The sequence below is a fragment of the Anaerofustis butyriciformans genome (genome assembly GCF_036289385.1).
GTDB classification, from domain to species: domain Bacteria; phylum Bacillota; class Clostridia; order Eubacteriales; family Anaerofustaceae; genus Anaerofustis; species Anaerofustis butyriciformans.
Genome location: NZ_JAYFFH010000001.1, coordinates 684,663 through 697,738 on the forward strand (window position 1 = coordinate 684,663; position 13,076 = coordinate 697,738).

At 29.5% G+C, this 13,076-nt stretch carries 17 protein-coding genes and 1 tRNA gene; 6 read left to right on the plus strand and 12 right to left on the minus strand.

The window, feature by feature from the left end:
- Positions 1 to 106: 106 nt before the first annotated feature.
- The 5 genes from rpoD to V2W16_RS03350 form a co-directional block, all read right to left on the minus strand.
- The gene (gene rpoD, locus V2W16_RS03330; RefSeq protein ID WP_329381482.1) at positions 107 to 1,291 is read right to left on the minus strand and encodes an RNA polymerase sigma factor RpoD; all 1,185 of its coding nucleotides are present in this window, start codon (positions 1,289 to 1,291) and stop codon (positions 107 to 109) included.
- Positions 1,291 to 3,108 carry a DNA primase gene (gene dnaG, locus V2W16_RS03335; RefSeq protein WP_329381484.1) on the minus strand — a complete coding sequence of 606 codons (1,818 nt, stop codon included), beginning with the start codon at positions 3,106 to 3,108 and terminating at the stop codon, positions 1,291 to 1,293. The genes rpoD and dnaG overlap by 1 nt, the downstream gene beginning before the upstream one ends.
- 8 nt (positions 3,109 to 3,116) lie before the next feature.
- Positions 3,117 to 4,121 (minus strand): deoxyguanosinetriphosphate triphosphohydrolase, encoded by a 1,005-nt coding sequence (locus V2W16_RS03340; protein WP_329381486.1) that lies wholly within the window; start codon positions 4,119 to 4,121, stop codon positions 3,117 to 3,119.
- 67 nt (positions 4,122 to 4,188) lie between these two features.
- Entirely contained in the window at positions 4,189 to 4,833 is a 645-nt protein-coding gene (locus V2W16_RS03345) for a site-2 protease family protein (RefSeq protein WP_329381489.1), read from the minus strand.
- Positions 4,834 to 4,876: 43 nt separating this feature from the next.
- Positions 4,877 to 5,620, minus strand: coding sequence for a murein hydrolase activator EnvC family protein (locus tag V2W16_RS03350; RefSeq protein ID WP_329381492.1), 744 nt, complete (start codon positions 5,618 to 5,620; stop codon positions 4,877 to 4,879).
- 111 nt (positions 5,621 to 5,731) lie between these two features.
- Here V2W16_RS03350 and V2W16_RS03355 point away from each other — a divergent pair.
- The 3 genes from V2W16_RS03355 (at position 5,732) to V2W16_RS03365 (ending at position 6,862) form a co-directional block, all read left to right on the plus strand.
- Positions 5,732 to 5,817, plus strand: a tRNA-Leu gene (locus V2W16_RS03355).
- A 660-nt stretch (positions 5,818 to 6,477) separates the two neighbouring features.
- On the plus strand, positions 6,478 to 6,609 hold the full coding sequence (locus V2W16_RS03360; protein WP_329381495.1) for a hypothetical protein: 132 nt from the start codon (positions 6,478 to 6,480) through the stop codon (positions 6,607 to 6,609).
- Positions 6,610 to 6,682: 73 nt separating this feature from the next.
- Positions 6,683 to 6,862, plus strand: coding sequence for a hypothetical protein (locus tag V2W16_RS03365; protein ID WP_329381498.1), 180 nt, complete (start codon positions 6,683 to 6,685; stop codon positions 6,860 to 6,862).
- A gap of 10 nt (positions 6,863 to 6,872) precedes the next feature.
- Here V2W16_RS03365 and V2W16_RS03370 read toward each other — a convergent pair whose 3' ends face one another.
- Entirely contained in the window at positions 6,873 to 7,277 is a 405-nt protein-coding gene (locus V2W16_RS03370) for a hypothetical protein (protein ID WP_329381501.1), read from the minus strand.
- Between the two features lie 263 nt (positions 7,278 to 7,540).
- A complete protein-coding gene (locus tag V2W16_RS03375) occupies positions 7,541 to 7,879 on the minus strand; it encodes a TfoX/Sxy family protein (RefSeq protein ID WP_130999535.1) in 339 nt (112 codons plus the stop codon).
- 109 nt (positions 7,880 to 7,988) lie between these two features.
- On the opposite strand from V2W16_RS03375, the gene V2W16_RS03380 reads away from it, so the two are divergent.
- Both V2W16_RS03380 and fosXCC read left to right on the plus strand, forming a co-directional pair.
- A protein-coding gene (locus V2W16_RS03380; protein ID WP_094850654.1) for an IS3 family transposase occupies positions 7,989 to 9,115 on the plus strand; the annotation gives its coding sequence in 2 pieces (ribosomal slippage) (positions 7,989 to 8,217 and positions 8,217 to 9,115; 1,128 coding nt in all).
- A gap of 128 nt (positions 9,116 to 9,243) precedes the next feature.
- On the plus strand, positions 9,244 to 9,654 hold the full coding sequence (gene fosXCC / locus V2W16_RS03385) for a fosfomycin resistance hydrolase FosXCC (RefSeq protein WP_024725385.1): 411 nt from the start codon (positions 9,244 to 9,246) through the stop codon (positions 9,652 to 9,654).
- Positions 9,655 to 9,769: 115 nt separating this feature from the next.
- On the opposite strand, the gene V2W16_RS03390 is transcribed toward fosXCC, so the two are convergent.
- The 5 genes from V2W16_RS03390 to V2W16_RS03410 all read right to left on the minus strand — a co-directional run bounded on the left by V2W16_RS03390 (position 9,770) and on the right by V2W16_RS03410 (position 12,512).
- The gene (locus V2W16_RS03390; RefSeq protein ID WP_010775277.1) at positions 9,770 to 10,165 is read right to left on the minus strand and encodes an SRPBCC family protein; all 396 of its coding nucleotides are present in this window, start codon (positions 10,163 to 10,165) and stop codon (positions 9,770 to 9,772) included.
- A gap of 83 nt (positions 10,166 to 10,248) precedes the next feature.
- Positions 10,249 to 10,743 (minus strand): trimethoprim-resistant dihydrofolate reductase DfrF, encoded by a 495-nt coding sequence (gene dfrF, locus V2W16_RS03395; protein ID WP_002322211.1) that lies wholly within the window; start codon positions 10,741 to 10,743, stop codon positions 10,249 to 10,251.
- A gap of 307 nt (positions 10,744 to 11,050) precedes the next feature.
- Complete coding sequence (locus V2W16_RS03400; protein ID WP_002322212.1) at positions 11,051 to 11,530, minus strand: MGMT family protein; 480 nt, start codon at positions 11,528 to 11,530, stop codon at positions 11,051 to 11,053.
- Between the two features lie 158 nt (positions 11,531 to 11,688).
- Positions 11,689 to 11,829, minus strand: a complete 141-nt coding sequence (locus V2W16_RS03405; RefSeq protein WP_171042677.1) for a hypothetical protein — start codon at positions 11,827 to 11,829, stop codon at positions 11,689 to 11,691.
- An 11-nt stretch (positions 11,830 to 11,840) separates the two neighbouring features.
- Positions 11,841 to 12,512 (minus strand): helix-turn-helix domain-containing protein, encoded by a 672-nt coding sequence (locus V2W16_RS03410; RefSeq protein WP_002322214.1) that lies wholly within the window; start codon positions 12,510 to 12,512, stop codon positions 11,841 to 11,843.
- A gap of 495 nt (positions 12,513 to 13,007) precedes the next feature.
- On the opposite strand from V2W16_RS03410, the gene V2W16_RS11175 reads away from it, so the two are divergent.
- Positions 13,008 to 13,076, plus strand: a 69-nt coding sequence (locus tag V2W16_RS11175; protein WP_425353936.1) for a hypothetical protein, incomplete at its 3' end; no start/stop codon positions are given.

A 13,076-nucleotide genomic window follows, 5' to 3' on the forward strand; every position in this document is an offset into this window, starting at 1 on the left:
ACACCTCCAATTTATATCATTATACCACTATACATATAATATTTTTTAATTATTAAATCAAATGTAGTAAATCAAAATAAAAAAAGCCATTTAAAATGGCTTTTTTCTATAAGAAATCTCTTAATTTTTTACTTCTGGTTGGGTGTCTTAATTTTCTAAGAGCTTTTGCTTCAATTTGTCTTATTCTTTCTCTTGTTACGCAGAATATATCCCCTACTTCTTCAAGAGTTCTTGGTCTTCCATCTTCTAAACCAAATCTTAAAATAAGAACTTTTGCTTCTCTATCTGTTAAAGTTTTTAATACTTCAAAAAGTTGAGATCTAAGAAGCATATAACTTGCAGCTTCTTCAGGAGCAACTGCATCATCATCAGGAATAAAATCACCTAAATGAGAATCTTCTTCTTCACCTATAGGTGTTTCTAAAGATACCGGATCTTGTGATATCTTCATAATATCTCTGACTTTTTCTTCCGGTAGTCCCATTTCTTTAGCTATTTCTGCAGCATTTGGATCTCTTCCCAAATCTTGAATTAGCATTCTTTGAACTCTTTTTAATTTATTTATAGTTTCAACCATATGAACAGGTATTCTGATTGTTCTAGCTTGGTCTGCAATGGCTCTTGTTATTGCTTGTCTAATCCACCATGTAGCATATGTAGAGAATTTAAATCCTTTTGTATAATCAAATTTTTCAACAGCTTTTAAAAGCCCTAAATTACCTTCTTGAATTAAATCAAGGAAAGACATACCTCTGTTAACATATCTTTTTGCAATACTTACAACAAGTCTTAAGTTGGCTTCACATAATTTTTTTCTTGCTTCAACATCGCCATTTTCTATTCTTTTTGCAAGTTCCATTTCTTCTTCAGCATGTAATAAGTCAACTTTACCGATTTCTTTTAGATACATTCTAACAGGGTCATTTATATGTACAGAAGGTTCATAACCTTTTAAATCTGCCTTTTTTATATCTATATCATCATCTTTTAAATCATCATCCAAAAGTTCATCAACATCTTTATCGATATCATCATCTTGAAGAACAATTCCTTCTTTAAAGAAAAATTCTAGAATTTGATCTATTTCATCATTATTTAGATTTAAATCAGTAAAATGTTGATTCATTTCACTTTGATTTACTACACTTTCTTTTTTTGCCCATTCTTTTATATCGTCAATGGTTTTTAACTTCTTAACCTCTTTTCTAACTGCGTCTTTTTTAGATGTCTTCTTTTTTGAATTTTTACCTACTACTTCAATAGTAACATTACTTGTATTTTCTTGACTCATTATATTAGAGTACCTCCATTTTTTGCTTTTAAAAGATCAGATTTTAATTTATAAAATTCGGCTATCAAAACATCTAACATTTCTTTATCTTCAGAATCCTGAATATCTTTAATTGCATTTTTAACATTCATAATTTTTCTGTTAATATTGTTTATTATGAGTGTTTGTCTCGCTTTTATTACATCATCCCAAGTTATATTTTGATCTAAAGACACGATTCTTGACATGGTTGTAGCCAATTTATCATTATAATCAAACAACTCTATAAAGTCAACCTTTTTTTCATTATTTATACAAAAAACAATTTTTTCATATATTTTTTTATAATCATCTCCCACAAATACATTTTCATCAATATTAATATCTTTTATTTTATCAATATCTAAAGCATTTTCTACCATATATCTTAAAATAATTTCTTGTGCATTTATAATCTTTTTCATTATTTGGCTTTTTTTGTTTGCAGTTTCATTTTTATTTTTTCCAATTAAATGATTAGGTGTTATATAACTATTTGTATTTACCTCATTTTCAATCGTTGAAATTTCGGCTCCTGTTTTATGATGTAAATATTTTATATAAAATTCTTTTCTTACATTATCATCAACTTTACCTATAACAAGACATGCTTTCTTTATAAAATCAACCTTTTCCCAATTATCAAGTAAGTTATGATTTTTTTCTAATAATTTTATTCTAAATTCAATACTGTCAATTCCATTTTCCACCAAATTATTAAACTTCTCTATGCTATTATTTAGAATATAACTATCAGGATCATCCCCCTCAGGAAGTCTTACAACCTTAGGATAAATATTTGCACTTTCAAGTATTTCACAAGCTTTAATTGTTGCATTTAATCCTGCCGTATCAGAATCGTACATAACAACAACATTTTTTGTATATCTATTTATTAACTTTGCATGATTTATATTAAACGCTGTTCCAAGTGTGGCTACAGAATTGTTTATTCCATTATTTACAAGAGAAATAACATCCATATACCCCTCTACCAAAATAAGAGGTTTTTGAGGAAGTTCTTTTCTTGCATTATTTAAATTATACAATGTGGAGTTCTTCTTAAATACAATGGTTTCAGGTGAATTTAAGTATTTGGGAGCATTTTTTACATCTTTATATATTCTTCCCCCAAAAGCTATAAGTTTTCCATTTACATCTTGAATAGGAAACATTATTCTATCTCTAAAATAATCATAAACGCCCCCATCTTCTTTAGTTCTTACAAGCCCAGCTTTTATTAGAACATTAACAGAATATTTTTTTTCTTTTACCAAATAATTATATAACCCGTCAAAACTATTCAAAGAATATCCAAGTCCAAATTTTTTTATGGTCTCTTTACTAAGCCCTCTATTTAATAAATAATTTAATGTAACTTTATTATGAATTAAATTTTTATAAAAATAATTTGCAGTATCTTTTATACAATTATAAAGTTCCTGTTTTTGATTATAGCTTATGGAATTTTCACTGCTTCTTGTATAATTGCCGTTTTCTTCATATTGAACATTTACACCTTCCAAATCGGCTAACATTTCAACTGCAGAAGAGAAATCCAGTTTATTAATTTCCATCAAGAAATCCAGTACATCTCCGTTTGCACCACATCCAAAGCAGTGATATCTATTCATATCAGGAGTAACTATAAAAGAAGGAGTCTTTTCCGTATGGAATGGACACCTTGCCTTATATCTGTTTCCGCTTCTGGTAAGAGGAACATATTGATTTATTATACCTACAATATCTGCATCATCAACTAATCTTCTAATAAAATCTTTTTTAAAATATCCTTTCATAAAACTCCTTACATTCCCCAATAAGCATTTGGAATAAATAACTCTTTATACATATTAATTGCATATATATCAGACATACAAGCTACATAATCACAAACAACTCTGTCTAAATTATCACAATTAACTCTTACATAAAATTCTTCTAACATTTTATCAGGATGCTTCATAAAATACTCATAAAGTCTTTTTACTATGGTTTTACCTTTATCGCCCTCTTCCATAGCTCTTTTAGAATGATATACATTTTTAAACAAGAAACTTCTAAGTCCCATGGTTGCTTCAAATATCTCATCGCTCATTTTTATTTTATTTTTATCATAGCTGTTCTTAATAATATCCAAAATCATTGTGTTTATTCTTTTGGAGTTTGTTTCTCCCAAAATATCCGTATATTCTTTTGGAATGTCTGAAGGTTTTAAGACACCAAAACGGATTGCATCATCAATATCATGATTGATATATGCAATTTTATCGGAAAAGAAAACTATTTCACCTTCTAATGTACTAGGCTTAAAACCGTGACAATGATTTTTTATTCCATCAATAACTTCATAAGTAAGATTAAGACCTTTCCCTTCTGATTCAATTTCTTCAACTACTCTTACACTTTGTAAATTATGTTTAAATTCAAATGGACAAATCTCATTTAAAATCTGTTCCCCGCTATGACCAAAAGGAGTATGTCCCAAATCATGACCAAGTGCAATTGCTTCAGTTAAATCTTCATTTAAACAAAGAGCTCTTGCAATACTTCTTGATATTTGAGATACCTCAAGAGTATGAGTTAGCCTTGTTCTGTTATGATCGGTTTCAGGTGAAATAAACACCTGAGTTTTATGCTTTAACCTTCTAAAAGATTTTGAATGAATTATTCTGTCTCTATCTCTTTCAAAATCTGTCCTTATCTCACATGGTGTTATTTCTTTTTTTCTTCCTTTTGTATTTACAACTTTAAAAGCATATTTACTTAATCTTTTTAATTCTTCTTGTTCTTTTTGTTTTCTTATATTCATTATTTCTCCTAATAAAACAAACTACTTTATATTATATCACATATGTTTTATTTTTTAGTATTGATAATTATTTTAAATGACCATTATTTAATATTTTATTCTTATTTTCGTTTATATATGAAAAATAATTTTTTTCTTTTTCACTCTTTATATTATTCAAAAGAAAAACAGATAAAAAAATCAGCAAAACATTCTTACTTCCAAGAAGTAATACATAAATTCCAAGGATTAAAATACCCATATCGATTATTATACTTATCAGCTTTATATATTTAAATGAATCTAGCTTATTTAATTTTAAATTCAAAAGCGTAAAAAGACACTTTGAAGCATCCAAAGGTATTGTAGGAATTAAATTTATAGAACCTATAAGAATATTATAGAAAATAAAAAAATCATAAGAAGGTATATACAAATAATAAGATGAAAAGACAATTATACCTGCAAAAATAAAATTTGACACTGGACCGGATAAATAAAGGCAAAGCGCTTTATCTGCACGTAAGGCATCACAACTATATGAAATTTTTGCACCAAAAGGTAAAAATTTTATGTTATTTATCTTAACATCAAATACCTTTGCACAAATAAGATGTGATGCCTCATGAATTAAAATAGTAAACAAAAAAATCAAAAAATTTACAAATCCACTTTGAGAATAAATAATTAAAAGAGCAAATAAACTAAGAGAAGTTAGTGTAAATTTACTCAAAAAAGGCTTAAACTTATCAAACATAATACTCCTTTTTCAAAAATTATTTTTCGTTTTCCTTATTATCATCTATATCCATATAAGAAATTGGATCAACAGCAGTATTATCAACCCACACTTCAAAACCTAATACGTCGCCACTTTCTTCACTACCCATAGAGCCTATCAAATCTCCGGTTTTTACATTATCGCCTACTTTTACAAAGGTACTTTTTACACCGTCATATACGACCGTAGTATCATTTCCAACATCAAATACAACCCTGCTGCCACCGTAAGAACTAGATACAATATTTGAAACTACTCCCCCTATACTTGCAAAAACCTCCTCGCTCTTACTTGTTTGAATTTCAATTCCTCTTGGTTTTACTGTTGTATTAAAAACAGGGTGAGTTGTATCCTCAAAAGTTGTTATTACTTCTCCATTAACAGGCATTTCCAATTTTAAAGCATTTGATGAGCTATTAACACTGCTCTTTTCTCCATTAAAAACACTTGCCGTATTATTTACAAAAGAAACAACTTTATCTTTCGTTTCACCAAAAGACAAAAATTCACTGTTAAAGACTTCTGAAATCTTTGAAGTTAAAGAAGACGGTAATTTTACATCAAACATGTCCATTGAAACATAAGAAATAGCAATAATAACTAAAAATATCATTATATTTAAAAACCTGTCTTTTTTAACTTTTGTATTCTTTTTGCTGTTATATCGACTTTGATTATAATTATAATAATTTTTTCTTTTCTTATTTGTTTTTGAATTTCTGCTATATTTACTATACATAATAACACCTCTTATATTTATCTCACTTAAGTATATTAATCAAAGTAAAAATTATTCATAATATTTAACTTGAAAAGAAAAAAAGATTTGTATATAATGTATAAGAATAATGCGAGTGTGCTGGAATAGGCAGACAGGCACGGTTGAGGGCCGTGTGTCCCACGGACGTATGGGTTCAAGTCCCATCACTCGCACCAGATTTTTAAATTTGTAGAAATAAAAAAAATACGCAAATACGCATAAATAAAGGGTTTTAAAGGATAATAATATTTATATAAATATTTAAAATATGCGGTCAAATATAAAAAAGTGCGGTCAAAAGTGCGGTCAAAATATAATAAAAAATGAGTGCTTATAATATAGTCTTTATAATATTTTTATTGTAAAGACTATTATTTTTTTTAAAGATTTCAATATTTACTTGACTTTATACACGTATTCGTGTATAATAAAATCATAGAAAGGAGGAAAAAGATATGGAGAAGAAACCAAAAAAAAATGAACCTACTCCTTATGAAATAGCAAGCTTAGGTATTCAAGCATTGGCACTCTTGATTGCAACCATAGCACTTTTTAAGAAGTAAGTTCAGAGGGGCTTAGCCTCTCATATAAAAATAATACCATATCTAAATAAAAAAAGCCATGAAAAACAAAATTATAATTTTAATAATCTTTAATTTAATATTATTTACTATATTATTAAAGTCAAATATTTCAATAATATTAATACTTCTATGTTTATCTTTAATAAATATATTATTAATTTTATTTAATAATAAAAAATAATATTAAGCAAATACAAAAGCCTCTTAATATTTCCTTTTAAAAAATAAGTTGGTAGAGGTAACAAAAGCAAAATGGATATTAAAGATATAAAATTACAAAGTTTAGAAGAATTTTTAAAAAAAATATTAAAGCAAGATATATATTTAGAATCAATTACTTTGATTGACATTAAAACAGGAGAAAAAACAAAAATTAATAAATAAATTTGATGTTATACACAAAACAAGGTATAATAATAGTACAATAATATTAAAGGATTATTTAAAAGGAGATAAAATGTTAGTATCTGTTACAGAATATGCAAAACTATACAATAAAGATACTTCTGTTATAAGAAGGCATTGTATAAATGGAAAATTTAAAACAGCAAAAAAGATTGGTAATTCATGGGTAATTGACGACAAAGAACCATATATCGAAAATTCAAGAAATAGAAAAAAAAACAAGGGGCTTTAAGCCCCTTTTATCATTCTCCTATCTTTTCTTCAGTAAGTAAATTCTCTCTATACTTATCAGCCTCAATTGATTCTTTTATTTCTTTTATTCTATTTTTTATATTTATTATAAAAACATCAACATATTCATCTATTTTATTAAAAACATTATACCCTTTATTTCCATATTTAAATAAATAATAAAATAATTTTAAAGTAATATACATTGCAAATTTAAAAATAAAACTTGCTATATATATTATAATGATAAAAATTAATTTATTGCCAGTATTTAATAGATCAAATATGTTTTTTAAAATATAAACATCATTCAAAACATTTTTTAAAATGTTTAAATGATAGTAATCAAACGGAAACTTAAAGAAAGCACATATACCAACAAATATACTTAAAATCGTAATTATAAAAAAACTCATTTTAAAATAATAAAAGTATTTATTAATAAATTTTATATCTAATTTTCGATTATCCGCATAAACACTATACTTTCAAGTATTTTGAAGTATAGAAAAAACTCATTTTACCACGAATTTACCACGATTGAATGAGCCTTGATATGACCTATAAAATAACACCCAAAAGACATCATTACACCTAAATGGTGTCTTTTTAAAAAGCAGTCAATCCTAAAACTAACTGCTTTGTGTATATGGATATGAAATTGTAAACTAGAAGCTGTTTATTTTTTCTTTTTAGGTTTTGGCGTTGGTAGTTCATCATACATCACATCAAATAACCCCGTCAGAAAATCTTTATTATCAACTTCTTCCACCAATAACATTTCTTTGGCGTTTTCGTATGGAATTTCATAAGTAACTGTCGGCATATAAGAAATTGCAGACTTTGTTGGTTTTACAAGTAACCTATCATCATATATACCGCCAACGATTTTTCCACGATAATAAATAATAAATTCTCCCATCATTGCACGATATGTTATTTCTTGTAATTCTGATAAAAAATAGTTACATATTACAAAAAAATGAGTTTGACACAATAAGAATTGAGTAAAACTCATAACATTAAATCAGAGGTAAATCTTTTGATTTGGTGTTAGTATCAAATCTTAGACAGCTTTTCGTAGAGACAAGAATAAATTAAACTTATCTACGAGAGGATGAATTTTTATGACCCGATATGAAGAAAATTTTAAACAAATGATTGTTGAACTGAATCAAACTGGACGTTCTGTTCGAGGGTTAGCGAAAGAATATGGCTTATCTGAAGCAACGATTTACAAATGGAAGAATTTATATTTACCTGATCAGTCCACAGGACTGACTGGAAAAGAAGTAGCTGAACTGAGAAAAGAAAATGCTCGTTTAAATGAGGAACTTGAAATCTTAAAAAAAGCCGCAGCCATATTCTCTCGGAAAACCTAAATTCGCTTGTTCAATTTATTGAAAAATGGTGTAAGGATTACACTGTTTCTTTGTTATGTCGGTTATTAGAAATCCCTAGAAGTGTCTATTATTTTTATAAGAATAAACCGTTGACAGCTACAGAAATCAGAAATAATAAGTTGAAAAAGAAGATTTCAACAATTTTTTTTACGAATAAACAACGCTATGGTGCCACAAAGATCCATCAAGTTTTATTAAAAGAAGGGATTTCAGTATCTCTTAAACATGTCCAAAAGCTAATGAAACAATTAAATTTAAGGTCGATTGTAGTTAAAAAATATAGACCTCAAAGGTCTAATAAACCGATCATTTCAAAAGAGAATCTCTTAAATCAGGACTTTTCTACTGAAACGATCTGTGAGAAATGGGCAGCTGACATTACGTACATTCCTACTAAGAAAAATGGTTGGTGTTACTTATCTTCAATCATGGATTTACACACGAAAAAAATTATTAGTTATACATTTTCAAAACGAATGACTGTGGATTGTGTCATTCAAACATTGAATAAAGCAAAAATACATTATCACATTCCAGAAGGAATGATTCTACACACTGACTTGGGCAGCCAATACACAGCAAGAGAAGTGGAACAATGGCTTAAAACCAACAAAATAAGGCATTCTTATAGTAGAAAAGGAACACCTTATGATAATGCTGGAATCGAATCTTTCCATGCCTCATTGAAAAAAGAAGAAGTCTACACGACTAGCTACTCAGATTTTGAAGAAGCAAATCGAGCGCTATTTAGCTACATTGAAGGATTTTATAACCGAAATCGAATCCATAGCTCGATTCACTATCTAACCCCACAGGAATTTGAAGAATTAGCAAAAGAAAAAATGGCTTAACCGTCTCTACTAAAATGTGTCCAAGATATTGACTCAAATCCAATTTTGAGATATAATAGAAAATAAGTTAGTGAACAACAGTAGAATTATGTGAAGTAGAGACTATTTATATTTTGGGGGTGGGAAAGTTGATATATGGAATTAGTCATATTACTTTTATTGTCAAAGACCTAGATAAAGCCACAAAATTTTTTAAAGAAATTTTTGAAGCCAAAGAAATTTATTCAAGCGAAGACAAAAAGTTTTCTATATCCAAAGAAAAATTTTTCTTGATAAACGACCTTTGGATTGCAGTTATGGAAGGAGAGGAAATGGAAAAAAGCTATAATCATATAGCATTTAAAATAGATGAATCGGATTATGAAATGTACCTTAAGAGAATAGAAAACCTTGGTTTAGAGATAAAAGCTGGGAGAAAAAGGGTTATAGGAGAGGGGAATTCAATATATTTTTATGACTATGATAATCATCTTTTCGAACTCCACACTGGAACATTGGAAACAAGACTTCTTCGCTACCAAAAAGAACCAACAGATTAAATTTAATAGTAACTAATCAGAAGTATTGTTAATTATAATTAGGGTAATTGTTCTAAAACAAATTGTAAATAATCTTTACTTGAAGCCATTTCCAACCCTCCAATCTTGAATTTTATTATTCCAATGCTTTCTTTAAGTCCAGAACAAATTGCTTTTGTTGTTTTTTCAAATAGGTTTTTACAAAAGGTTTCATAAACCACTTTTTAGGTATCACATTTTCTGTAAAGTCTATTTGTGTTTCATTCCCTTTGTCTATAAAAACACCAATCCAATGACCTTTCATGTTGCTATTCTCCATATCAAATTCCCAGCGTTTATATGGTTCTGCAACGGTAACGGTAAATGTAGTAGCATATCCATTTTTTGTGTATTCAATAAATTGTTTGTCATTTATTATTTCTGTTTTGCTCAAATCACTTCGCCATGAGTTATATTTATCAACAGCTAAAACAATGTTCCAAACTTTTTGAATATCATTACTAATAATTGTATTTATATTTGAAATTGCCACTTTTTCATTTCCCCTTTTCAAACTGGAATTTGTCTTACAACAATTTATATATGCATAAAAAGCAATATATTTATGAAAACACCCTAAATCCAAAATCTACTCAATTCATTTTTCCTTACATAAAATGTTCTCGTATATTTCACTTCCTCACCAAGTGTTTCCCCTATCAAAACTTCAAAATCATTGATATCAAATTCTGGAAAGAATGTATCTCCATCTTCAATATTTAAATCTACTTCTGTGATATACATTTTATCTACTATTTGCAAAGCTTCCTTAAATAGTCCATATCCACCAGATATGTATACATCTCGTCCTTTAGCCAATAATAATGCATCTTCTAATGATTTAACTGAAACTAAATTATCTCCTTGATACTCTGTTGTGGTGGAAACAACAATATTCATTCTATTAGGCAACGGATGACCGATTTCTTCATAAGACTTTCGCCCCATAATAACCACATTACCCGTTGTTAACTCTCTAAATTGCTTTTGTTCTCCCTTTATTTTCCATGGTATATTACCATTCTTGCCTATAACATTATTCTTTGACCTCGCAACAATCAAACCTATCATCTATTTCATCCTCCATAATATGATGTCGTACCTGTGATTCCATCAAGTGCACCACATCTTAACAAACTCAAAATTATCTCGAACTAACCAGCTCGACAAATTCAAGTTTGTCGCTTTCTTCATATCCACATTATATCATTTTCATATCTGCACCACAATAAAATTTTATGCACCGATAATCTTACTGAACAGCTCTAACAAACACCATTTCATCACTCCAATCTGAAATTTAGGTATGAAAAAAGCAGTCAATCCTAAGACTAACTGCTTTGTGTATAGAGATATGAAATTGTGAAATAGAATTTGCCTATTTCAAATCAAAAAGAGAATTTTCATAGTCCTTTACATAGTATCGTATATTTTTACGCCCCTTTTGAATAATGGTATGTCCCTCTGCTTCTAATTTTTCTTTCTGTGCTTCAATACCATTTGGATATTTAGCATTTAATTCTCCGTTTGCTTTTAATGTTCTCCAATAGGGTGTTTCATCTTCGGAACGCTGATAACTCGCCCACGCTACAATAGAAACAAATATACCCGCTGTAATCGGCTCTGTAAAATCTGCACCACTCAATTTTGCAAAGTGTTCTCGTATTTTTCCAACCGTAATCACTTTACCATACGGAACTTTTTTCATTACTTTGTCATAGTCAATCGGGGGAGCAAAATACATTTTGTTTCCACCATATTTCTCAATACTTTTCTGGTCTATGATAATTTGAAATTTTGGCATATCCTTACTATCATGCAACATAGCATTAAAATCTTTTTTATCTTCATTTGCCATTTGTGCCACCTCCTACTTTAAGGATAGTCTGTTTCTTATTTCCATGCAATGAGGCTGTTTGAAAATTATTAACACTTTCAAATTTGTCGCTTTCTTCATATCCATATTATAACAGTTCCATATATCCGCCACAATAAAAATCAGCATACCCTTAGCATTTATGGAACAAAAATGCACACTTTTTCTTTCTTCCTCTTGATTACCCCACAACAGAAAAGAAAAAGCCCTGTCAAGAGCCTTGCCACCATTGGTGGTGCTTTGCACTCTTTACTGGGCTTTTTGTTTGCTGTATCTTCCATGCAAGAGGAAATTAAAGACCTCTGTTCCATTTCGCCTTTAGATAATCTTCATAGTCTGCTTCATTGAAGTCTACTTGTGGAGAAGTGTCGGGAATGTTGTTTCTGTTGTCTATATCCGCAAGCTGACGAAATATCCAATCATCATAAGGGTCATGGTATTTATACTCTTTGGGCTGTTCTCTGTATCGGTCTAACCCTCGCATTTCCTTATGCACTTTTATCATGCGTTCCAGTTTTTGACGCTGTATCAACTGCTTGATTTCCATAAGTTCTTCCAACTCCGTAACCTCATTGGTAATGTAGTTATGGATATACTGTATGAGTTTATATGCCTTGTAAAATGTGCATTCTTTTTCATCATCGAAAAATTCATTTTCAGACAGGTAATCTAAGGAAACATTGAAGTCTTGTTCCCGTTTGATAATATCCATGATATAGGGCTCGGTGTGGTCAATATACTTCCATTCTCCCGACAATAATTCATTGGGCGTTACACCCAGCACGTCCATTATCTTCTCTAACGTATCAAAGGTAGGATAATTCACGCCACGTTCAATCTTGGAAAGGCTCTGCATATTGATACCGATTTTGTCCGCAAGTTCCTGTTGTTTCATTCCTCTGTGTTTTCTTATGGTCTGTATGTTTTCTCCTAAGAAACTGATTTTCTTTTCATAATGCTCCATAACTTAGTATAACCGCTCCTTTCGTTGCTTTTCTTGGTATTTATAAGCATATCATACTTAATCTATATCTAAAAGTCAACAAAAACTTCTTGACAAGTAATTCTAATGGAGTTATTATCGTATTAGACAGAGTGATTAAGCACGCTAGGGTCAATCACACGCTTGAGTAAGCATATAAAATATATATTTTCACTTTGATAGCATGAATAAGCATGGACTATCAGACCGAAAATAAGGTTTCTGACTGGGGCTGTTCCGTTTAGCCACGAGCCTTACAAGGCTCGTGAGCGTTAAGAACGGGGCAGACACAGGAAGAAAGGGAACGCCTTTAGGCGTTCGTAAAGGGCGTATATGTAACACCGCCCTGCGCATACATGTCATAGTACCTAGAAACTGTGATAAATAAAGGAAAAAACACAATTTTTACCCCGCAAAAAACGGGACATACGAAAGGAGTAATGCACTATAACTACACACAAAAATTTATCCGTTAAGATTGATTACATCAGCATTGTATTTGAAACGGCAACTGCTGAAGATGTCATCATGCACATTTTAGGTTTA

Excerpts from the sequence above, each read along its gene's own strand:
- V2W16_RS03340 (WP_329381486.1), bottom strand. The coding sequence starts at position 4,121 with ATGAATATAAGAAAACAAAAAGAACAAGAAGAATTAAAAAGATTAAGT.
- V2W16_RS03375 (WP_130999535.1), bottom strand. The coding sequence starts at position 7,879 with ATGAGTTTTACTCAATTCTTATTGTGTCAAACTCATTTTTTTGTAATA.
- V2W16_RS03360 (WP_329381495.1), top strand. The coding sequence starts at position 6,478 with ATGGATATTAAAGATATAAAATTACAAAGTTTAGAAGAATTTTTAAAA.
- V2W16_RS03410 (WP_002322214.1), bottom strand. The coding sequence starts at position 12,512 with ATGGAGCATTATGAAAAGAAAATCAGTTTCTTAGGAGAAAACATACAG.
- V2W16_RS03365 (WP_329381498.1), top strand. The coding sequence starts at position 6,683 with ATGTTAGTATCTGTTACAGAATATGCAAAACTATACAATAAAGATACT.
- V2W16_RS03400 (WP_002322212.1), bottom strand. The coding sequence starts at position 11,530 with ATGGCAAATGAAGATAAAAAAGATTTTAATGCTATGTTGCATGATAGT.
- V2W16_RS03350 (WP_329381492.1), bottom strand. The coding sequence starts at position 5,620 with ATGTATAGTAAATATAGCAGAAATTCAAAAACAAATAAGAAAAGAAAA.
- V2W16_RS03370 (WP_329381501.1), bottom strand. The coding sequence starts at position 7,277 with ATGAGTTTTTTTATAATTACGATTTTAAGTATATTTGTTGGTATATGT.
- dnaG (WP_329381484.1), bottom strand. The coding sequence starts at position 3,108 with ATGAAAGGATATTTTAAAAAAGATTTTATTAGAAGATTAGTTGATGAT.
- V2W16_RS03405 (WP_171042677.1), bottom strand. The coding sequence starts at position 11,829 with ATGGAAGATACAGCAAACAAAAAGCCCAGTAAAGAGTGCAAAGCACCA.
- dfrF (WP_002322211.1), bottom strand. The coding sequence starts at position 10,743 with ATGATAGGTTTGATTGTTGCGAGGTCAAAGAATAATGTTATAGGCAAG.
- rpoD (WP_329381482.1), bottom strand. The coding sequence starts at position 1,291 with ATGAGTCAAGAAAATACAAGTAATGTTACTATTGAAGTAGTAGGTAAA.